Here is a 22,694-nt window from a genome sequence, read left to right as displayed (position 1 = left end):
ATGTTGCTAACATGCGCCCCCTGGTCCTGTTATTCAATCAACTGAGCGGTTTACCGCCGTTCCAATATTCGGTGTCACTATAGATGGTACTAATTTTTGCTACGGGCAGACTCAACTGCGCCGGTACCATTAGCACGAGCATTCGCATCTGTCTCGTTGACGTTATCTTCGTGACGGAGCGCAGGCACATTGCTCATCAGGTCACCAATGCGGGTACCGCTCAGCAACTCGAAGAGGGCAGGCACCTGAGCTACCATATTCATGATATCACCAGTTAAGCGACTGGCACCAACACCGTTGTGACTGCTATCACTGCCAGTAGAGACAATGGTGACCTTATCAACTTTGCCCAGTGGCTCAGCAATCGCGCGAACGATCTCTGGCATACCGGTGAGTAGTTTATCCAGTACCGCAGCCTGGTTGTATTCATGGAACGCGGCCGCTTTGACTTTCATCGCGTCCGCTTCGGCTTCACCTTTCGCACGGATAACTTCAGCTTCAGCGAGACCACGGGCACGAATAACTTCGGCATCGGCAAGACCGCGGGCGCGGTTAGCGTCCGCCTCACCAAGACCGCGAGCCTTAGATGCATCCGCCTGACCTTGCGCTTCCAGGATCAGGCGCTGTCTCTCAGCTTCAGCGACCGTCTCAATACGGCGGCGCTCGGCCTCGGCAGCTTTTTGGATGGTTGCTTGCAGTTCCAGTTCACGGCGCTGGATTTCAGCCTGTTGCACTTTGATCTGGGCGTTTTTCTCAACCTCGGTAACACGCACAGCCTCGGCCACGACCTGCTGCTGCGTCACATTGGATTGAATATCATAGGCTTTGTCGGCGCTTGCCTGTTGTTTCTTGATTTCAGCATCGAAGGAGGCCTTTTTCAGAGCGAGGTTTCTCTGAGACTCTGCCTGCAATGCCAGCGATTCGGCTTCGGCTTTTACACGCTCTTGATCGGCCAGGGCACGAGCAACGGCGGCCTCACGAGAGGCATTGGCCTGCTGAATCTGCGTATCGCGTTGAGCCAGAGCCGCAGCGATATCGGCCTGCTTACGGATCTGTGCAATCTGTGGACGACCCATGTTGGCGATATAATCGTTTTCGTCACGGACATCTTTAATGGTGAAGGAGATAACTTCCAATCCCATTTTTTGCATATCAGGTGTGACGGTACGCAGCATTTTTCCGCCGACGCTCTCAGGATCTTTCACCAGATCCTCAACGGTCAACTGACCGACGATCCCACGTAGATGGCCTTCCATTACCAGGCGGATCAGATTCTCGCGATCCTCCTGCGATTTGCTCAGGAACTGTTCAGCCGCGGTACGAATGCTCTCGTCATCTGAGCGCACTTTAATCTGGGTGACGGCCTCTACATTGACGGCTACACCCTGGGTGGTGTAGAGGGCCTGGCGTGGTGCGACATCAAAGGACATCAATTCCAGAGAGAACTCTTGCGCGCGATTGAACAGAGGAATAACCAGTTTGGCTCCTCCTGTAATCACATGCGTGCCACCCTGCCCATAAACTATCAGTGCCTGGTTGGGGCCAACTTTCCGTAACAGGGCACCCCATACGCGCACGAAGATGATCACGATGAGCAAAAAGGCAACTATACCAATGCCAATAAGAGCTAACAGACTCATAATAATTTACTCCTTTTTCGTGTTATTACGCATAATGTATTCAGAGTCATTTTTATTGGGTTCCTCAAGGAGTGCGCGTAGTGTGGCCATATCATCGGCTTCGGGTTGTAGCAGACTCGCTGAATCCTCCTGGTTCACAAAGTGGTCCCAGGTATCAACCTCAGCGATACCATGCTGGTAATTGACAACCACCACTTCCTGGTCGCGTTCCAAACGACGATTATCGATGCTGCGTGCCGGAATACTCTTACGCATACCGCCAGGAGAAATGTATAGGATTTCTCCCAGTCCGTTTTCCTGAATGGTAATGCTGACCTTGCCAAGCAGACCTGTACGGTCGGACACATCCTGTACGGTAGCTGCTTCGCTGCCGCCCAGCATACGCGAAAACATCATGAGTAACAGGATGGCCACAATTACCCCGCTTACGCAGGCGAGCCCCAGGACGATTGACATGCGAAAGTTGGTGGTCGTATGAAAGGTATAGCCAAAGAAGCCAAAGCCGATCAAAAAAAGTACAATACTGGTTGGATTGAGAATACTAAAAAGTGAGAAATTGTTTCCCTCTTTGTTTCCATCAGAGGTATGATGGGCACCGTGGTGACCTGCATGTGAATGTCCTTCAATATGGAAATGATGGGCATGGTGACCGGCGCCTTGTCCATGATGGCCCAGGTTACCGAACAGTGCTGTGACGAGCAGGTAAAGGATGCCAAGTAGAAAACAGCCAATAAACAATAGTGAAAGCTGATCAGTTGCGATCATAGCGCTGCTCCTTTAGATTTGGAGATACTATGACGTATGCTCTTCGCTGCTCAACATGTTCAATGATGTTGATGATGCTGGTGAGTATACCGCATGTCCCTAATACCCATGCCAATAAGAGGCAAGGGAGTGTTGGTGACGCCCCGATAAATGCCAGGACAGGAAATAGCGTGTCGGCGAAATAACTAACCATAGCGAGTAGCAATGCGCTACTGATTAAGCAAAGTGAGACTAGCACTGGATGACGTTGCAGGAGTGGATGTCGTCCATGCCAATGTTGATCATAGCCATGCTGGCTATGGAGCTCAAATTGTCGCGGAGCCATTGCCTCTCCTTCTTGTTTTTGGCTGGCACATTGCTAAACAGGCAATGTGTGATAAAACTCTCATCAAAGTCTCCACATTGTATGCTTGAACCCTTTGCCGGGGGCATTCACTATCAAGCGTTACCCCATATATATAGACGGGGTAAAAGATAGAAAATACAATCGGCTTTATTCGGCTTCCTCTTGCATATCCAGGGCATCGATAATTGCTTCCAGCTCTTCAATTGAGAGCTCCATAAATGTACGAAAGACCGCCAGGTAGCGTCTTGGCTCTTCAACTTCGGCGAGCAATTGTAATAGCTCACTCAATACTGGTTCGCGGCGCCATTCAGCTGCATTGGCTATCAACCATGTCCCCAGACGGTCACTTTCCTGACCGACCTCGGTGAGTAGGTCAGTGCTATAATCCGGCGGATCGCTCACAAGATAGCCTGGATGAACTTTAAAAAAGCGCGCCAGGAGATCCCGGCTCGATGCCGTCAGATGCAGTCGCTTTGAGCTCTCGAGTTGGGATAGATAGGCCTGACTTATGCTGACCCCCAACTCTTGATGCATTGTTTTAACGACTTCCATTTGCGTCATCGGGCGATTAAACCCTCTCAATTCGCCTTCTACTTCACGTAAATGTTTAATCTTCTCCGCTAGATTCATGCTTACCTCATAACTATTTGCTATAGAAAGTATAGCTAGATGCTATGTTATTGTCAAGAGAAAAAGAGGCTTTTTACCGAACTGACCAGAATATATGTGTATTGCCCCCAAAAAAGAGAGATTAGCCACGTGAAAAGCATTGACTAATCTCTCTTATTATAGCTGCTGCAACGGGATATGTATGCCTCTATAGGCTAGAATAGCCAGTGGAGCAGTATTAGTTTCAGGTCGCTATACCTGCGTTATAGTGCCGGTGGTGCTATCGATATGGATGGTCACCGGGGTTAATGGGGTTTCAGCTGGACCCATAACGGGATTGGCCTGCTGGGCCGGGTCAAATTCGGCGCCATGGCATGGGCAGACGAGGAGGTGCTGTTGTGGATCATAATCTACCTGGCAGCCTGCGTGGGTGCAACGTAGATCATAGGCTACAAATTTACCACTGGGCAGGCGAATCAGCATACCGGCCTCACCGCTACTGTTGATAGTAAATGGCACACTGCTATTGTTCGGTACCGCATTGACCTGGGCGATTTTGTTTCCTGCTGGGGCATCCGTGGATGCTGGCGTTGGCGTGGCCTGATTGCCATCGTCACCCTGGGAAGGCGTGGGTGGCTGTGTCGCAATGGCCGTTGGCTGCTGTGTAATAGGGGAAGCTGCCTGTGTCTGAGTGTTTAAAATACGCGCGGCCATGGCGACGGCTGCCAGCCCGAAAGCACCTATGCCACCTGTAACCAGTCCCATCAGAAAACCACGGCGTGTACTTCTTGTCTGTTGAATGGTGGCTCGCCTGGGACCCTGATGCTGTGGCGTGTTCCGGGCCGGTGTAACCGGTTCTGCCAGCGGCCTGATGCCTATTATAAGCATTGCCAGCCGGGTGAGTGCCGGAGACCGCTGCTGTGAATTGGCGGTCCGTAATACGGGTGCGAATAGGCTTTCGTCAATGGTAGGCAGGCCTGTATGGGAAGGGCCATTGAGCAAGAGGGTTAACCAGGCGAAGACAAAAACGATATCAGAGCCAAAGAAGTAGGGATAGACACGCCAGGTGGCTGAGAGAAAAAAGACCAGGCTGAGTAGCGCGCCAAAGAAGGCAGCCGGGCGCATCAGCAGGCCAAGCAATGCGCCAGCCCCCATAGCAACCTCTCCGAAAGCGACCAGAAAACCGAAGAACTGGGCATGCGGAACCGCTACATGCAGCAAAAAATCTTTCAACGGCGATGCCGTCGCATATCCCGCCAGCTGCTTGCCAATATAGCCAGCTTTCTGAGGATCAAAGAACTGTGGGTCAGCCAGCTTTTGTATGCCCGCATAAATGAATGTAATGCCAAGAAATAGCCGTAATGGTAACAATATCCAACCAGGAGATGGAGCTATGGAGAGTCTTTTCTCTTGCATATGAATGTTATATCCCTCTTTTATGTATGTGTATTGACAATAGCCCTGTCGCTCTGAGAGAGTGTCTGAAAGTCAGACTTTTTGCGCCTTCGGCCCCTAACACTACGCTCCTTCGGAGCTCAAACCTGTTTTAATGAGTGGTGCAGAAAATGTGCACAACACATTTTCTGCACCACTCATTAAAACAGGTGCGGGCGCGCAGGCGCCCGCCCGTACGGGGGCGGTTTGCTTCCCATCGTGATAGACTTCAGACACACTCTGAAAATCTACACCTTTTGTTTATAAAATGCCAACATGATAATGTGATTAAAGACGGGCGAAGTTTTATTGGGAAGGAAAGAGATGCGGAGCCAAAAAAATGATGAGGCTTGCACATGCGGACAAGCCTCGTATCAAGTGACGTAGAGCCTGTGACTCACTCTAGCATTTCACATGACAACAGTATACGCTCGAAATTTCAAGAAACTATCACGGATTTGTAAATTTTGTTTAGTGTTTTCCCTTACAACTTTTTGGGATTTAAATGCAGTGTTCCTTCTGTATGCTCTTCGATCTCTTTTCGAAGATAGAGCATAGGATGTGTCTCTCCCGTCCGCCAGAGGGCAATAAAGTCATCATAGTGTTTACTGCCGGGCAACCCGGATTGACCTGGTGCGTGAATTGAACGCGATCGCGATAACTGATCTAAATCAATAATCTGGCGGTAAGAAGGCACTACCATCACATTCTCCGGATCGGTGATGATGGAGGAGCCGACATTAACGGTATCGCTATCGCCACCAACAGAGAAGGGACCACGATTGAAGAATCCCTCTAACGCCTTCACCGCGCCCAAGGGGTGTGTGTACTTTATTTTATGGATGGCTCCATACTGCCAGCGCAGAATATTGCTACCGAGTCTCTCTTTCAAATCTTCTAATGTTGCCTCAAAGGCGCGCTCCAGCGCGATCGACCACGTTTTGGGCCCATTGGGAATGACCGAGTTATCAAACCAGCTGGCGGGCTGCTCGCGCAGAAGGCGCAGGAGCAATGGCCTGTTGCGACCAGCATAACCGTTGAATGTACCCAGCGCGTTCAGGCTTTTACCCAGATATTGCTGGATGAGGATTTCGTCATTGCCCAGCAGCGCATCCAGCACCAGGCGCTCCAACTTGCGTATAAAGGTGGTATAGAGACTGGCCCCGATGCTGTGGAGGCTGAGCTGATAATCCCAGGTCTGTAAAATTTCATGGGCCGCACGCTTGAGCGCCGTATCGGCCTCCAGCTGAAGTATATAGGGCACGACCTCGATGGCCGGGAGGCAATAATAATCATTTTGAATGGTGGACATATCTTCAACGGTGATTTTTTGTTTCTCGGTTAGCATTTGTTGGATGCGCTGAGCTCGATAGCCGTTCAACCATTCGTGAGTGATATAGTAAGGATAATCATCATCGATGACACGGTTATTGGCGGTGATCAAAAAATGTTGTTCCGGGTTATAGGTCTGGGGTAGTTCTTCAAAGGCAACCCTGCTGGTCCACTCGTACTCTCCTGTCCAGCCAGGCACCGGCACCAGTGCCTGTCCCTGGGCTCGAATGGGAATATAGCCGGCCATGACATAGCCGATATTGCCTGCCCGATCGGCATACACAAAGTTTTGCGCTGGCACATCCCAGTCGCGTAATGCGCTATGAAACTCCTGCCAGTCGCTGGCACGGTTCAGGTTTCGGATAGCAGACACCAGGGTACTGGATTCCAGGCCAGTCCAGCGCAATGCCAGCGGTAGCTCATTGGTTTGCCCCTTGCTGCTTTGAGGTTGTGAGATGGCGGGAATATGGGTAATAATCGGTCCATGGCGCGTAATTCGTACCTCTTCAATGACAGGCATATCCTGTCCTTTGATCGTGATCTCTTCCCGTATGACCTCTGCCTCTTCCCACTGACCTGCAAACTCATACTGACGTGGATTCTCTGGATTGAACTTCTCCACATACAGATCCTGTACATCTGATACCGCGTTGGTGACGCCCCAGGCAATCTGTTGATTATGCCCGATGATGACGCCGGGGGCGCCAGGGAAGGTGACTCCGGTGACGTCCAGCTCTTTTGAGATCAGGTGGCACTCAAACCAGATCGACGGCGCGGCCTGTCCCAGGTGCGGATCATTGCAGAGCAAGGGAGCGCCGCTCTCGGTCATGCTGCCATCCACCACCCAGTTATTGCTGCCTCCCATCACGCTAAAGCCGCTCAAGGTCTGAATTTGCTGGTATTGTTCTAGCAGGCCCAGATTAATGCCCTGATAAGAAACGCCTGGCGGCAGAATCAGCGGATGTTGGGGGTCATAGCCCGGCTCTAGTTGTGCCGCACACTCTATTCCTACCTTCTCGACGATGCGCGCGCGAATCAGTTCAGTTTCCCAGTTGCCGCCCAGCGTCCAGCCCTGCACTTTGCCCCATTGGAGCGTATCGGCTGGCTTCCAGGGTTCGGGCCGATAATTGAGCAGGCGAAACTCTACTGGCAATTTGTTTTGATTACGTCTGATAAAGCTGTTGACACCGCTGGCATAGGCTTCCAGGATGCGCAGGTCCTGTTCTGGCAGGGACGCTACATCGGCGGCCGCGGCCCGATGCATGCCCAGGCGGCGGCAAAAGCGATCAGTCTCCAGGGTGACATCTCCAAATATCTCGGAGAGGCGACCAGATCCCAGTCGCCGGTGCAAGTCCATCTGCCAGAGGCGTTCCTGGGCGTGAATATAGCCTTGCGCGAAATAGAGATCATCATCGTTGCTGGCGTAGATATGGGGAACACCATATTGATCCGTAATGATTTCAACCGGGTCATGTAGTCCTGTGATTTGAATGGTGCCACTGGTTGAGGGGAGTCGACGATGGGTCAAGAGTGAATAGAAACCGTTGACAAAACCGCCCAGTTCGCCGGTTTTGTTCAGGTTTTTGCGCCACCAGGATGCCATAGATTGTCCTCCTTCTATTGGAAACATACCACGGCGGTGTGCTGGAGGTGCGGGCGAGCATGCTCGCCCGCACCTCCAGCGTTTTTTGAATATATTACACCAATTGCGTGCCCTGTGGGGTATCGCGCACTTCAAAGCCCATACTTTTCAGTTGATCACGCAGGCGATCCGACTCTTTCCAGTTGCGTGCGGCCCGCGCGGCGTCCCGCTGGCGTACCAGTTCTTGCGCCTGATCGCTGATGGTTACGGGAGCCTTTGGTGCCACTTTATCCAGTTGCAGACCCAGCACCCGATCAAAATCCAGTATCAGGTGGCGCCGTTCGGCGGGCGCGATTTTGTTGGTGCGTGCTGCCTCACGGGTGATACTGATTGCCACTGGCAGGTCCATATCATTATTAATTGCTTCATGGAACGCCTCGCGTGTACGCTGCGCCTCTTCTGACCAGACAGCTGGCGCATCGGTCACAGGAAGATCAGCAATATCCGCGCGTAGATTATTCAAGGCGTTCTGGGCGGCATTGATTGAATCATCGGTAAAATTGAGTTTCGAGCGATAGTGCGCCGTTAAGAGCAGGTAGCGATACGCCATCGGCTCGATGTTGCGCTCTTTCAATGTGCTCAAGAGCAAGACGTTGCCAACCGAGCGCGACATCTTGCTGTTGCCGAAGTCCAGGAACTCATTGTGTACCCAGTACTGGACGGGCTGCTTGTCGGTCGCACCCTGACTCTGAGCGATTTCGTCTTCATGGTGGGGAAAGACCAGGTCGATGCCGCCGGTATGGATATCAAATTGTTCGCCCAGGTATTTGGTGGCCATGGCAGAGCATTCAATGTGCCAGCCTGGAAAACCAACGCCCCAGGGACTCTCCCAGTTCATCTGTCGCGTGGCGTCGCCATGCTTCCAGAGCGCAAAATCCTCTGAATTCTGTTTATCTTCGGCCACCTCCATCTGCGCACGTCCATGGCCACCGGCGCGCAGATTTTCGACTGTGTTTCCGGACAGTGCGCCATAGTTTTGAAAGCGGCTGACCGCGTAATACACATTGCCATCGCTGACGTAGGCCAGATCCTTTTCGATCAGCTTGTTCGTCATCTCAATCATTTCAGGGATATGGTCGGTGGCCTTTGGCACTATATGCGGTGGCAGGATATTCATCTCATCGCTATCACGTATGTATTGCTGTGTATAGTGAGCGGCAATCTCATAGGCCGAGCGACCGGTGGTGCGCGCCTCATGCTCTAGCTTATCTTCGCCACCACGGGCGTCGTCATCCTCATGCAGGTGACCAACATCGGTGATGTTACGGACCAGCGTGACGTCGTAGCCATTGTACTCAAGTATACGGCGTAGCCAGTCGGTGGTGGTAAATGAACGTAGATTGCCGATGTGAATATCTTTATAAACGGTGGGTCCGCAGTTATAAATCCCTACTTTAGGGGCGTGTAACGGCTTGAACAGTTCCTTGGTGCGCGTCAATGTATTGTACAGGTAAACTGGTTTGCTTGCTATCGTTGACATGAGCAAATCTCCTCTATAAGCTGAGTTATTGTGCTTGTGTGCGTGCGTATGTGCTCTATTGTATCAGTCTGGTATCTTACGAGGTAGCAGCTCAGACGGAAGACGTGTGGGGGGAAGCTAATACTAATGGCTGTTGGAGGACACGCCAATACGTTCATAGAGGGCTGAGCTACTGTGTGATGCTGCCTCTATGAACGCATAGACAGGTGCAATTGTGCATTCTAATGTTCACAAATCTCTCCAACATATCAGGTTTTCTTGAATTATTTCGCCAATATTATATCACATAAATTCAACCACGCCAACGTAGGTGCGCCCCCTGGCGGGCGCTTTTGCCGCACAAGCTCGAAAACGCACCTACAAGGTCATGTTTCCTGTTGTTTAGACGCCGACCGCCTCCTCATTTTGCACGCGGATAGCGAAGTATACCGCTTGCTGGTGGTGGGTGATCATCGCGGCTGTTGACTGCTCAGGGACCAACTGGTGGGCCTCCGTCAGAGTGACGCCGATGCTTTGCTCGACGGGAAGCAGCTTAAAGAGCTTTTCGTGATCGGTCAGGTCTGGAATGGCAGGATAGCCCCAGCTATAGCGACGGCCACGGGCCTCATCCGTCAGGCCAAGCTCCTGGCGTACCACGCGATTGGTATATTCAGCCAGTCCCTCCGCCATCTCGACAGCCAGTCCATGCAAGAAGTAGGCCTCTGAATACTGACCCGTATCCTGTAGCGCCTGAATGGTGTTGCTGGCCTCGTGTCCCATAGTGACTACCTGTAAGGGGAGCACATCGACCTTGCCGCTCTCCACCGACGCGAAGTAGTCTGCCATGCAGAGGCGGTCATGCTCGGTCTGGCGGCGGAAGACAAAGCGCGTCACTTCGCGTAACTGGCCATCCTGCTGGAACTGTACTGGATCATACACAAGTAGTTCATTGCCACTGGATTGGCAGGGATAATAGCCATAGACTACTTTGGGTTGGAGGTAGCGCTGCTGGCGTGCCTCGCGCAGCATGCGCTCAAGCCGCGGCTCAAAGTCCTGCTTTACCAGGCGAGTGAATTCCTCACCATGGGCTTTGCCGCCCCAATGGAGTCGATAAAGCGTCTTGTAGTCCATACAGGCTGCGATATCTTCCAGTCCAATGCGCTCCAGGATGCGCGGTCCCCAGAATGGCGGCGTCGGAATTGAGAGTGCAGGCCGCACACTGCTGGATGGCGTGGTTACCACTTCCTGCTCTACCGGCTCCGTTTCGGCGCCCCTGGCATTTTTCTTCTGGCGTTCGTTCAGCGCCTCGCGTTGGATACGCTGTACAAACTGCTCCCGTTCCGCCGGAGGATTGGTCAGCTTATCCACGATATCCAGCCCCTCAAAGGCATCGCGGGCATAGAAGACGCCCGGCTCGTATGGTGTGGGTACGGAGTCCGCCTTCTGCTCATCCACAAAGAGGATACGTCGTCCAAAGGAACGGTTGATGGCTGCGCCGCCGATGATGACCGGGAAGGACAGATTGCGCTTATGCAGTTCTTTGACGCACAGCGGCATCTGCTTCGAGGTACTGACCAGCAGAGCCGAGAGGCCAATCGCATCGGCCTTGACCTCAATAGCCTTTTCCAGGATTGTATTCAACGGCACCTGTTTGCCCAGGTCATAAACGGTATAGCCATTATTACTGAGAATGGTGTTGACCAGATTTTTACCGATATCATGCACATCGCCATAGACTGTGGCCAGCACGACCTTGCCTTTGGTGTAGCCTTCCTGTTTTTCCAGGTAATTTTCCAGGTGGGCCACCGCACGCTTCATCACCTCAGCCGATTGCAGTACAAACGGCAGAATCAGTTCGCCAGCTCCAAAGCGATCTCCCACATCCTTCATAGCGGGCAGGAGCACCGTATTCAACACGTTGACGGCCGCGTCGTTGTTATTGACCTCCATGCTGTTGGCGCGCTCGGCCACTACCTGGTCGATCAATGGCTCAATGCCCTCTTTGCGGCGATGCAGGATCTGCCAGTGGATGCGCTCGGCCACCTCCATGCCCTCGGTGGGATCAACCTTGTCGTTGTCGTCGCTTTTCTGTGGACCATGCTGTTCAAAGTAGTTAATGTAGCGCGGCAGCGCATCGGGTCGGTTAAAGATCAGATCGTCCGCCAACTGGCGCTGCTCATCATCGATCTCCGCATACGGTTTGATATGGGAAGGATTAACGATCGCCATATCCAGGCCGGCCTTCACCGCATGATAGAGGAAGACGCTATTGAGGACCGCGCGCGCATGCATTTTTAAGCCAAAGGAACCATTGCTGACGCCCAGGATCGTCATCACGCCTGGCAGCTCAGCTTTGATACGCTTGATGGCTTCCAGGGTCTCAATGGCCGCTGTCTGTAGCTCTTCCTGGCCGGTCGTAATTGGGAACGTCAAGGTATCAAAGACCAGCGCGTTCGGGGAGAGACCGTATTCATTGACGCAGATATCATAGATCTTATGCGCGATCTCGACTTTGCGCTCGGTGGTCTTGCCCATACCGTTCTCATCAATGGTCAGTGCAATCACCGCTGAGCCATGCTCCAGAGCCAGCGGGAGCACACTTTCAATACGCTGGCGTCCCATCTCCATATTAATTGAATTAATCAGGACGCGCCCCGGAGCGATCTCCAGCGCGGCTTTGATAACACTGGCTTCGGTACTATCGATGACCAGCGGAGCCTCGCTGCCCATCGAGAGCTTCTTGACCAGGGTGGCCATTTGTACATCTTCATCGGTGCGCTCGGTCAGGGCAACCTGCACATCCAGCACGTGGGCGCCGCCCTCGACCTGCTCGCGACCAATCGCCAGCAAGGTATCATAATCGTCGGCCAGCAGCGCCTGTTTGGCTTTGCGGCTTCCGGTTGAGTTGACGCGCTCTCCCACAAGCAGGGGCGCGGGATCTTGCTGCATCGAGACGGCGCGAATACCACTGGAGAGGAAGGGAGGAATGATCTGCTGGAAGTTTTTCTGCACGATATTGTTGTCGGCAATCGGTCGTGGCTGGCGTGGCGCATTGCGACAGGCTTTGACGATAGCCTGCAGATGCTCATGGCTGCTGCCGCAACAGCCGCCGATAATATTGACGCCAAACTCCGTGACAAATTCTTTGAGCGCCTGGGCCATTGGCTCGGGCTCCATTGGATAGACGGCCTGGCCATTGACGTTCAGAGGGATACCAGCATTGGGGATAGTAGAGATGGGTAACGGACAGTTTTCGGCCAGAAAGCGTACAGGCTCGCGCATATGTTCAGGACCTGTCGAGCAGTTGAGTCCAACGATATCCACGCGCAAGGCGACCAGTGTCGTCATAACCGCCGCTATGTCCGTTCCCAGGAGCATGCGGCCGCTGGTATCCAGCGACACCTGGGCCTGAATGGGCACCTGGCGACCTGTATCCTGCATAGCCTGGCGCAAACCGGTAATCGCCGCCCGCACCTCCAGGATATCCTGACTGGTTTCAATCAAGAGGACATCCACCCCGCCCTCCAGCAGGCTCTTTCCCTGTTCCCGGAAGATAGACGCCAGTTGCTGATAGGTGATATTGCTCAACAGAGGATCGTCAGAGGAGGGAAGCATGCCGGTAGGACCGACTGAGCCAGCTACAAAGCGAGGTTGCTCGGGAGTGCTAAAGCGATCCGCTACTTTGCGCGCCAGCTGTGCCGCTGCCAGGTTGATTTCATGGGTCAGGTGTCCTAATCCATATTCATCCAGTTTCAAGCGACTGGCGGTAAAAGAATCCGTTTCAATGACGTCACAGCCCGCCTCCATAAAGCCCGTATGGATTTCCTCGATGACATTGGGCCTGGTCAGCACAAGGTATTCATTACAACCTTCGGTGGCTTCGCCACCATAGTCTTCGGCGGTAAGTTGATAGCGTTGAATATTTGTGCCCATCGCTCCATCATAGATCAAAATACGTTGGGCCAGTGTATCGAGAAATCGGCTCATATTTCCTCCGAACTACTGGAATAAGCTAGTATGATACATTCATAGAGTCATGTTTTTGATGGCATCAGGCGTCACCCTTGAATAAATTATATGGAGATAGTTTGCTGCCTGATATGATTGCTATTTGGGATGACACTTATTTTTCTGCCAGTGCGGCAACAAGTTCGCGACAGAAGGCTGGAATGTCTTCCACCACACGGCCCCAGACAAAATGACCTTCACGGAAGGCCGCTTGATCTATCCAGATGCCACCTGCATTCGTGATATCATCTTTGATGCCAGTCGAGCCGGTTGCTTTACATCCTCGTATAATTCCTGCAGAGATAGGAACCCAGCCGCCGTGGCAAATCGTTGCGATAATTTTCTGCTCGTTATGCATATCACGGACCAGCTGAAGTATTTTCTGACTTCTACGCAACTTATCCGGAGCCCAGCCACCTGGTATCACCAGTCCATCTAACTCTCTGGCGGTTGGAGCATCATCAATACTCACGTCAGGCGTCATTTCCAGACCATGTTTACCATGGACCGTTTCTTTATTCAGACCAATGACAATAACACGAGCACCTTCTTCGCGTAGACGCATCACCGGCACCCAGAACTCCAGGTCCTCTACTTCCTGGGCGACAAAATACCCGATAGTTTTTCCTTCTAAGCGCATAGTAAATCTCTCCTCGGTGTATAGGTGTCATGGTGTATTATAACATGAGCTGCGAAGCAATAGTGAGGTCTATGTATGTGCAGAGGTCATATTTTTGATAGACTTTGTATATATTCTATAGATTTTGTATATATTCTATTGAGTAGCTTCTGAGAGCCTGGAACTCAACTGTCATCGAGATCGTTAGTAGTAGAGTAGAGTAACGATTTTATTATCGGGTACAGGATTTTGATGGAGGTGTTGGCATATGGCACAACGTTTTATGCTCGGGATTGAGGAGGAGTTTCAGTTGGTCGATGTAAGGACCAGCAAGCTTGCCTCGCGTGCCCAGAGTATTCTTGATAAAGGGGCTCCTGTCTTTGAAGAGCAAATCAAGCCGGAGATGTTACAATCTGTGCTGGAATTTGTCTCGCCTATTTTACCTGATATCGGCGCGGCCCGCATGGAATTGTATACCTCGCGCGCGTTACTGGCACGTATTCTACAAAAAGAGCACCTGGCGCTGGTGAGCGCTGGCACACATCCTAGTTCTTCCTGGCATGAGCAGAAACCGACCCCTCACGAACGCTATGCAGAGCTGGAAGAGGAATATCAGGATGTGGCCCGTTCAATCTTGATTTTTGGCCTGCACGTTCATGTCTCCGTGGACTCTAAAGAGCGGTCCATTAAGATTATGAACCAGGTGCGCACCTGGCTGCCCCATATTCTGGCGCTCTCGTCTAACTCGCCCTTCTGGAACGGGCGTATGACTGGCATTAAATCCTATCGCTCCGTTGTCTGGAAGCGTTTCCCGCGCAGCGGTATGCCGGATGTCTTTCGCGATCGCGAGCACTTTGATCGCTTTGTCAACGACCTGGTTGAAATGGAATGCATCGACAATGGCAAAAAGATCTGGTGGGACATTCGCCCCCATCCATTTTTTGATACCATCGAGTTCCGCATCAGCGATATGCCAGCAACTATTGAAGATACGCTGGCCCTGTCCGCGCTCTGTCAGGCCCTGGTTGCCAAACTTACACAAATGGATGAGAGCGGCAAAGGGGTCCCCATCCTCGCGCGCGACTATATTGATGAGAACAAGTGGCGCGCTATGCGCTATGGACTGGACGCCGAGGTGGCGGATTTCAGGGCGCGTCGCCGCCTCAGCATGCGCGACTCCATCCGCGAACTCCTTGCCTTCGTTGATGATGTGGTTGATGAGCTGGGCAGTCGCCGCGAAATGGATTATATTCGCACCTTATTGGATGATCCACGTGGAACCGGCGCCGATCGCCAGATAGAGGTCTTCCAGCAAACCAATGATCTTGATAAGGTCTGTCAGTTTTTGATCGAGCAAACCATGCAGGGTGTGCAGCTAGATGATGCCATGCTCTATGATAAATTCATTCGCTTCAAACCCTACGAAGCCTTAATTTGACACTGATGAGAGGGCTACCCATTCACGGACAGCCCTCTTATTAGAAGTCAGCTAATTTTAGAAATCAGCTAATTGGGCGATCGCCGTACTGAAGCGCGTGAGCTCTTCCTGCGTATTATAGTAGTGAACAGATGCGCGCACCATTGTTGTCAGGCCGCGCGTCTCCATGTCTAGCAGCGTCGAGTTACGTACGGCGACCGATACATTGATCTGCTGTTTAGCCAACTGCTGTTTGATCTCTCCTGGTTCAACTCCCTCAACCGTAAAGGTCACGATCCCACACTGTGTAATGCCGCGATCGCGTACAATGACGCCTGGAATGGGACTGAGTTGTGTGCGCAAATTATATCCAAGCTCCTTAATGCGTCGCCAGATGTTGTCTATACCCCAATCAAGCGCGTAATCGATGGCCCGCGTCAAACCGATCTTACCCGCATAATTGGTCTCCCAGGTCTCAAAGCGGCGCGCATCGGAGCGGACTTCATAACTGTCCCGGCTTACCCACGACGCCGAATGGAGATCGAGGAAGACTGGTTCTATCTGCTCGATTAACTCGCGCCGCACATACAGGAACCCGGTGCCACGCGGACCACGCAGATACTTGCGGCCCGTGGTAGAAAGCATGTCGCAGCCGATCTTCTGCACGTCAATCGGCATCTGTCCCACCGACTGACAGGCATCAACCAGGTAAAGGATGCCCGCCTCGCGTGCGACCTTACCAATTTCAGCAATGGGATTGACCAGTCCTCCACTGGTCGGCACGTGGGTGATCGAGATCAGCTTGACTCGTTCATCCAGCATATTGCGCAGCGCCTCAACCGAAACCTGGCCATAAGCATCATCTGGAATAGCCTCAACCACGGCGCCGGTTTTGCGGGCCACTTGCAGATAAGGAATATAGTTACTGGCATATTCCGCCATCGAAGTTAAAATACGATCTCCCGCTTTAAATGGCAACGAATAGAACGCAGCATCCCAGGCGCGGGTAGCATTCTCAACAAAAGCAATCTCATCACGCGTGCAATTAATCAGCGTAGCAGCGGCATCATAAGCATGCTCCAGCACCTCCTGCTGCCGCTCCACCGCCTCATAGCCACCGATCTGTGATTCCAACTGCAAATGAGCAATCGTCGCATCCAAAACAGGCTGCGGCATCAACGACGAACCCGCGTTATTCAGATGCAGAATATGCTGGCTTCCTGGCGTATCCTGACGTGCCCGCTCAACATCAAACAAAGGCATAGCCCACTCCTCACTTTTTCTTGATATTGTAACAGACCAGCCCCGCCATGAAACCAGCCAATTTTCACTCAATCCCTACAACATCGACCACCATCTATTCGTATAGCCAAAGAAAACAAGCAAGCTGTGCTTTACATAATATGCAAGAGCTTATTTGGAAGGATAACGAAAAAAAGGAGAAATAATAAGAGGAAGCGGCCATTGAAGGCCGCACCTCCAGTTGCACGGGTGTGAGGTTAATTGGTTGGGATGACAACGCGGCCCTGGTTGGTGGGAGGCAAATTGGGTCCGGAACCCACATAGCGTACGGCGGTGCCGATGGCTGTGACTTCCATCCATTCGTTGTTGTGCATAAAATCAACGTTGATATCGACACCGATCACACCATCGGCGCCCAATTGGTCGGCCTCAAATTGCATGCGGCTGATGGCTAATTCACGTGCCTGGTACATCAGCTCCGAATATTCTTTTAGCTCGCCCTGAAAATTGCCTTTGAAGCCGACCAGCCAGTTACGAACAGCTCCCATTGAATAGATACAGTTGCCGACCACCAATCCCAAGGGTTGGAAGCCTTTATCGACAACCAGCCAGAACTCCTGCCCGCTGAGGTCGGAGGTAAAGGCGCGTCCACGATAGCCTGGTTTAACATCCATGACGTGACGAGGTCCATTCATATTTTTTCTTTCTCGCTTTCTCTGGTGTAAACGTACCTGTGCTCTTTGAGAAGATGCAGATACGTATTTTTGGTGTTTATAAAGCATCATGCATCGATTGCTATGTTAAAATAAACGCAAACATTATCAATATTTCCAATAGGAGCTGTCATGAAGACATATAATCTTTGTTTGCTTGGCTTTGGCAATGTGGGGCGTGCGCTGCTGCGCCTGTTACAGGAAAAGACGGTTGAGCTGCGCGAGCGCTATCATATCGATTGGCGCCTTACCGGCGTGGCGACGCGGCGCCTGGGCTGGTTGGCTAATCCCGAAGGGCTGGATGTCTCAGCTTTGCTGGCCGAGCAATTTGAACACATACAAACCGTTGAGGCAGGCAACAATGTTCGGGATTGGTTGGCTGCCGGTAAGGCAGATGCATTGTTTGAGTTGACCTCGTTAAACGTCGAGAGCGGACAGCCAGCCATTGAGCATATTCGTGCCGCGCTGGAACATGGGGCTCATGCAATTACCGCCAATAAAGGGACCGTGGTGCATGGCTACCACGAATTGCAGGAACTGGCGCAGCGCCAGCAGCGACGTTTCCTGTTTGAGGCTACCGTGATGGGTGGTGCCCCTATTTTTTCGCTCTTTGCCAGCAGTCTGCCCGCCGCTAATATCGTTCGTTTCCGTGGCCTGCTAAATTCCACCAGTAATGTCATTATTGCAGAGATAGAGCGTGGCAAGAGCTTTGAGCATGCGGTGCAGACCGCACAGGAATTAGGGATCGCTGAGACTGATCCTTCCGCTGACATCGATGGTTGGGATGCGGCTGTTAAGGTGAGCGCTATTGCGACGGTATTAATGGATGCTCCAATCCCTCTGGAGCAGATTGAGGTTGAAGGGATTCGCCACCTGGATGCGGCGCAAGTACAGGCTGCGCGAGCCGCCGGTACGCCTTATAAACTGGTGGCACAGATAGAGAAGAATGAGGATGGCATCAAGGCTTTCGTCAAACCGCTTCCCCTGCCAGCACACGATCCTCTGGCTGCGGTAACAGGCGGCTCGATGCTGGCTCATTTTGAGCTCGATGTGCTGCCTGGTCTGACGATTACATTGGATGTGCCAGATAATGGTCCCGCCGGACCCCTGGGCCCGGCGGTTACGGCGTATGATGTACTGGCTGACTTTATTCGAGCCGTCCAATCAGAACAGCGTGTTTGATCGACGTCTTATGGCAGGCCGACGACGCGTAGACCCTGCGGATGCTCAACTGTAAAGCGATACTCAATGCTGTATGCTCCGTTAGCCGGTAGGACCTGTTCCCAGGTAAGTAGTTCAAGCTTGGTGCGTTCAACCGGCTGGGGCGTGATGCTTTGTACCCTGACCTTGATGCGCTCATGTTGCGGCACCGGTATGTGGTCTTTAATTACCACTTTCCGGGACGCCGTTGCATAGTTATGGACGCTAATGCGATAGGCATACGTACTACGCCGGATATCGCCTTGCAGCAGGTTTCCTTTATCAACTGAACGCTCGATGGGCTCACGCTTGATCTTCAGGCTATCATCGATGCCCAGGAAGATTTTGAACTCTTCGCGCGCCGCTGTAAAGTCCAGTTTAGTGGTGCCAACATACTCGGCATCCAGGAAAATGCTGGCCTGGCCCTCCAGCAGAATGCGCTCGGTTGAATTGATGACAGTCGCGCGCATATGGGCGCTGGTTTCCAGTGCTGGCGCGCTGACGTAGTCAAAGTCGCAGGGCAGATCATCGCGGGCTATAGTGGTTTTGTGTGGCGAATTGTCAGAAGGAATATCAACCGAGCGACCAACACGGAAGACCAGCGCGGTCCCACTGCGTTCGACCGTTGCGGTCGCGATCTCTGCCTCGACAGGTGGTGGCGCCGGTGGCTCCAGTTCTTCCTCTTCCAGTGTAAAGCCACCGCCTGGCGCCGCCATACGCGACTGCATCATGCCTGTAGGGTGTTTACCATACATAGGAGACATGGGAGCCGCCGCGGCTACGGCCATGGGACGTGGTGGTGGTGGATTGTATTCTTTGAGATACCAGGGTTGTAATTCTGGTAGGATCGCTGCCTGACTGGGGCGCGCCGTTGACAGCGCAAGCTCTACCTGGTCCCAGCTTTCACCGGTAGATTGTTGCACCATGCCAATATAGGTGAGCTCGACTGTGCCCCTGGGTTGTTGTCCATCAACATGGACGCGAATATCGTACTGTGGATACCAGGAGGCATTGCGCACCAGGTAAGAGATCTCTAGCTCTAGTTCGCCAGCGGTTGCCAGTTCAACCGTGATCAGAGCCGCCTGGCGATCGGCAGTGATTTCGTCGCCCTGGCGTTGATAATACTCGCGCTGCTTGGCGTCGATCTGGAATTGGACCTGTTCTATCTGTGTTTGTAGCTGTAGCGCGGCCTCGGCATCCTGAGCGGCCTGGGAAGACATAAAACTAAAGAAGTCTGAGCAATCCTGTGGCTTCATCTGGCCCTGGGCCAGGCCACGCGCAAAATCTTTGGATTGCTCGCCGAGCGCGCGTAGCCATTGGCGTCGATCTGTCAACGCATCCTGCCTGGCCTGTAGCAGTTTCTTCTGATGTTGTAGCGTCTCAAGTTCCGTTTGAATGCGGGCCAGATCTTCTTCAGGTGGCCGAGGATAGAAGGCGGTGGTAATATCAACATTAAGAATACGCGTCCCCTGGGGACCATGGCCAGAGGCACGCAGCGAGTCCCGCAAAAATTGAGGCAAATTATTGACGCGGATCTCGTGCTCACCGGCTTCAAGTGTAATCTTGCCTTTGCGCGTCACTAACGCGCGGTCCGCATAAACCGTGACAGCCGTAGTGGGGGCGGTAATGTCTGTCATTTTATATATTATTCCTTCCAGTATATGATGGAATCGAACCTCATAGGAGGGTCCTTACTGTAGGCGAAGAAATAGTAGATAAGTCTTTCGTATGTGTTGATAATGTACACTAATAAGAAGTACGCTAGATGCGAAAAAAAGTTTTGAAAAAAACCGTCCTTTCTATCCGTTTTCTCGTCTTTATTCTATAGTATGCTCATAGAGTACAAAAATGCACTCAGTACATGGAAAGAAAAAGCTAGAAACACTATAACGATATCGAGCACAAGCAGAGTTAAAAAACAAGTAAAACTAATGTCAAAGCAGAAGCCTAGACACAGTGACGTGGTTTGAGAAAGGAAATACTGATGCATCCGCATGACCAGGCGATAGAACTTTTTAAAGCTTTACAACCACATCGATTTCCTCTTCTTATTAGAATGGATTATCGCGAGCAGTATTCTTACGAGATTTTTGAACAAGAACTGCTTCTACAGTTATGGTTCCGTGCTGATGATGAAAATGAAGTAGAGAAACCATTTCTCCATCTCTCCTTCTATGGCGTAGATTTCTTCAATCTCCGCCCGAGCAGTTTTCAGCCTTTTCCAATAAAAATTGAGTCAATCAGACATTGGCAAAACGAGAATGTATTCTTCAAAGTAAGTTCTTATGAGAGTAGTTATAATGACTATTACGAAGAACTCAAGTGTAGGCGTTTTGAGGCTAGCTTGGAAGAGACGTTCGAATAAACCAATTAAAATCTATAGAAAAACCAAGCAGAACAAATGTCGGAGTAGAGGTGTAGCTACCATAAAACCGCCTGAGAGGAGCGTTTAGAGCAGGATTGAGCTTCATAAAGATCTCAGAAGCAAATATGGCGCAAAGCTCATTTCTCATTTTATGGATGCCATAGTTGACCTGGGCAGAAGAGGAATAATCGTCGAGAGGATTATATCAGTAGGAGCTACCCGCAGCGGGGTCAGATTGCTGCAGCACTTTGGTTTTAGTGAGATCATCTTCTCGCGAGAAGACACCAGAGTGTTCGTCCTCGACATGAAAGAGTCTGGAGCACCAATCACGCAATCTTATAGAGAGGCCTATCAAAATTTTGCCACCCAAAAGTAGACGTTACAGGCTTTCCTAATTACCGCAAAAGTCTCATTTTCATTGAGACCTTTTTATTTATCATCTTGCTGGCACCTGGGAAACCATACAAAGTGCAAAACAGTTATTACAAGATTCTTTAGATGTAGATAGGTGATAAAAACCTATTTCTATAAGGAGAATAGTGAAATGCATGTACCAAGTCAAGATTACGTATCACAAAATCGCTTACCTTTAGAATATGGTACGTATGCAACAATACAATATGATGCTGTTGAAAGAGCTTTTTGTTTCTGCTATTTGAATGGATGGGAATATGATTTGCATCAATTCTATCAATGTTGGAGGAATTGCTCTATTGAAACGTGCTTACATATTCTGTTTCATGGCAGTATTGATGACAAATGTGTTGCTATCTGTGTTATCGCTTGGAGTGGCTATGAACATACTCAAACTGTTTTGGCCCCTTTTTTAGAGAGCTCCTCGCCAAAAGAGCGATGGTGTGCAACTTTCTGTTTAAAAGATATTGGTATGCTCCAGCATCACAGCGTATTATGTCACATGCTTACTGAATTTTTGCCTTCTAAAGATAATCCCATGCCTCTTCCAATCGATGATTTACTTTGGTTTGATGTACGAAGATATTGGGTGATTCTCGCATTAAGGGATGTGCCAACTATAGAAGTTGCCCCATCGTTGAGAAAAGCATTAATACAACAAATAGAAGCAGAGTATTATATGACGTATGTACAATCATATGCACATTATTTTGAGGATTCTATTTGCTATGAATTAGGATTTAGAGGGGTATTCGGAGCAATAGCAGGTATGGAATTAAGGGAATCCTATAGGGATTTATTTTATGCAAACATGGCTGTAGGTTGTTACGATTCAGAAGTTGGGATGTACCAATGGTATGGAACTGATGCAATAGAACCATTAATGTACGAAAATAAATATAGGAGACATTTGAATAGAATTATGAACGAAAAATTTGGTTTGGATGAGGAGGTAGCAAATGGAATATGCTCATCATACTATGATAATGTGGATGCTCGTAACGCACTATCTGATTTAGATAAAGAAGGAAGAATAAAACAACGGGGTCAGTGGAGCGATGACTGATTTGCCAGCCAGTTCGCACGAGAGTATGAGTAGCTTGTCGGTAGCCGTAACAAAGAAGGCCAGGATGTGCAAGGACGTATAATGGCCCCGGAATCCTGGTACCACCATACTTATTAAACATTACAAAGTTATAACCGAGTGTGGAAGAATGAAATTTAAGAGGATTGCTTTAATGGCTAAAGCTGCTTGCCAAGCCATTCTATATAAAGATTAGACAAATAAAAAACCGCCAGCACCTAAACTGTACGGCTTGTTCAAAAATATAAATCAGCCTGTGGAGACACTTTATACACATTTCTATTTCCTAAACCGTGCGTCGGAGATACGAGTCCTCTATGCCCCATCTAATCCCTCAGACATCAATTCGCGATATAAAACACACAAGAGACACCCAAAATAACAAAGAGAAAAACCTCCTATTTT

The 22,694-nt window shown here is 50.8% G+C and carries 16 protein-coding genes; 4 read left to right on the top strand and 12 right to left on the bottom strand.

The annotated features are described in order from the left end of the window. Positions 1 to 89: 89 nt before the first annotated feature. The 9 genes from JMI88_RS13095 to JMI88_RS13055 form a co-directional block, all read right to left on the bottom strand. Positions 90 to 1,640, bottom strand: a complete 1,551-nt coding sequence (locus JMI88_RS13095) for an SPFH domain-containing protein (RefSeq protein WP_201362290.1) — start codon at positions 1,638 to 1,640, stop codon at positions 90 to 92. A gap of 6 nt (positions 1,641 to 1,646) precedes the next feature. Next, complete coding sequence (locus tag JMI88_RS13090; protein ID WP_201362288.1) at positions 1,647 to 2,405, bottom strand: NfeD family membrane protein; 759 nt, start codon at positions 2,403 to 2,405, stop codon at positions 1,647 to 1,649. After that, positions 2,392 to 2,730, bottom strand: a complete 339-nt coding sequence (locus JMI88_RS13085; RefSeq protein WP_201362287.1) for a hypothetical protein — start codon at positions 2,728 to 2,730, stop codon at positions 2,392 to 2,394. Before JMI88_RS13085 ends, JMI88_RS13090 begins: the two co-directional genes overlap by 14 nt. A 168-nt stretch (positions 2,731 to 2,898) precedes the next feature. After that, positions 2,899 to 3,381, bottom strand: coding sequence for a hypothetical protein (locus JMI88_RS13080; RefSeq protein WP_201362285.1), 483 nt, complete (start codon positions 3,379 to 3,381; stop codon positions 2,899 to 2,901). 231 nt (positions 3,382 to 3,612) lie between these two features. Then, the gene (locus JMI88_RS13075) at positions 3,613 to 4,776 is read right to left on the bottom strand and encodes a TQO small subunit DoxD (RefSeq protein ID WP_201362284.1); all 1,164 of its coding nucleotides are present in this window, start codon (positions 4,774 to 4,776) and stop codon (positions 3,613 to 3,615) included. Positions 4,777 to 5,278: 502 nt separating this feature from the next. After that, positions 5,279 to 7,729: a penicillin acylase family protein gene (locus JMI88_RS13070; protein WP_201362282.1), complete on the bottom strand. Its 2,451-nt coding sequence runs from the start codon at positions 7,727 to 7,729 to the stop codon at positions 5,279 to 5,281. 94 nt (positions 7,730 to 7,823) lie between these two features. After that, entirely contained in the window at positions 7,824 to 9,248 is a 1,425-nt protein-coding gene (gene cysS / locus JMI88_RS13065) for a cysteine--tRNA ligase (protein WP_201362281.1), read from the bottom strand. Positions 9,249 to 9,629: 381 nt separating this feature from the next. After that, on the bottom strand, positions 9,630 to 13,214 hold the full coding sequence (gene metH / locus JMI88_RS13060; RefSeq protein ID WP_201362279.1) for a methionine synthase: 3,585 nt from the start codon (positions 13,212 to 13,214) through the stop codon (positions 9,630 to 9,632). Between the two features lie 136 nt (positions 13,215 to 13,350). Beyond that, positions 13,351 to 13,875 (bottom strand): type 1 glutamine amidotransferase domain-containing protein, encoded by a 525-nt coding sequence (locus JMI88_RS13055; RefSeq protein WP_201362278.1) that lies wholly within the window; start codon positions 13,873 to 13,875, stop codon positions 13,351 to 13,353. 247 nt (positions 13,876 to 14,122) lie between these two features. Here JMI88_RS13055 and JMI88_RS13050 point away from each other — a divergent pair, with 247 nt between their 5' ends. Continuing rightward, a complete protein-coding gene (locus JMI88_RS13050) occupies positions 14,123 to 15,292 on the top strand; it encodes a carboxylate-amine ligase (protein ID WP_201362276.1) in 1,170 nt (389 codons plus the stop codon). A gap of 57 nt (positions 15,293 to 15,349) precedes the next feature. On the opposite strand, the gene JMI88_RS13045 is transcribed toward JMI88_RS13050, so the two are convergent. Further along, positions 15,350 to 16,534: an aminotransferase class V-fold PLP-dependent enzyme gene (locus tag JMI88_RS13045; protein ID WP_201362274.1), complete on the bottom strand. Its 1,185-nt coding sequence runs from the start codon at positions 16,532 to 16,534 to the stop codon at positions 15,350 to 15,352. 236 nt (positions 16,535 to 16,770) lie between these two features. Then, complete coding sequence (locus JMI88_RS13040; protein WP_201362272.1) at positions 16,771 to 17,208, bottom strand: YbjQ family protein; 438 nt, start codon at positions 17,206 to 17,208, stop codon at positions 16,771 to 16,773. 150 nt (positions 17,209 to 17,358) lie between these two features. Here JMI88_RS13040 and JMI88_RS13035 point away from each other — a divergent pair, with 150 nt between their 5' ends. Further along, entirely contained in the window at positions 17,359 to 18,408 is a 1,050-nt protein-coding gene (locus tag JMI88_RS13035; RefSeq protein ID WP_201362270.1) for a homoserine dehydrogenase, read from the top strand. An 8-nt stretch (positions 18,409 to 18,416) separates the two neighbouring features. Here JMI88_RS13035 and JMI88_RS13030 read toward each other — a convergent pair whose 3' ends face one another. Then, positions 18,417 to 20,063 (bottom strand): mucoidy inhibitor MuiA family protein, encoded by a 1,647-nt coding sequence (locus JMI88_RS13030; RefSeq protein ID WP_201362268.1) that lies wholly within the window; start codon positions 20,061 to 20,063, stop codon positions 18,417 to 18,419. 347 nt (positions 20,064 to 20,410) lie between these two features. Here JMI88_RS13030 and JMI88_RS13025 point away from each other — a divergent pair, with 347 nt between their 5' ends. Both JMI88_RS13025 and JMI88_RS13020 read left to right on the top strand, forming a co-directional pair. Beyond that, positions 20,411 to 20,791 (top strand): hypothetical protein, encoded by a 381-nt coding sequence (locus JMI88_RS13025; protein WP_201362267.1) that lies wholly within the window; start codon positions 20,411 to 20,413, stop codon positions 20,789 to 20,791. A gap of 544 nt (positions 20,792 to 21,335) precedes the next feature. Continuing rightward, on the top strand, positions 21,336 to 22,271 hold the full coding sequence (locus JMI88_RS13020) for a hypothetical protein (RefSeq protein WP_201362266.1): 936 nt from the start codon (positions 21,336 to 21,338) through the stop codon (positions 22,269 to 22,271). Positions 22,272 to 22,694: the final 423 nt, after the last annotated feature.

The sequence above is a fragment of the Dictyobacter formicarum genome (assembly GCF_016587435.1).
This window is presented reverse-complemented; position numbering and strand designations above follow the sequence as displayed.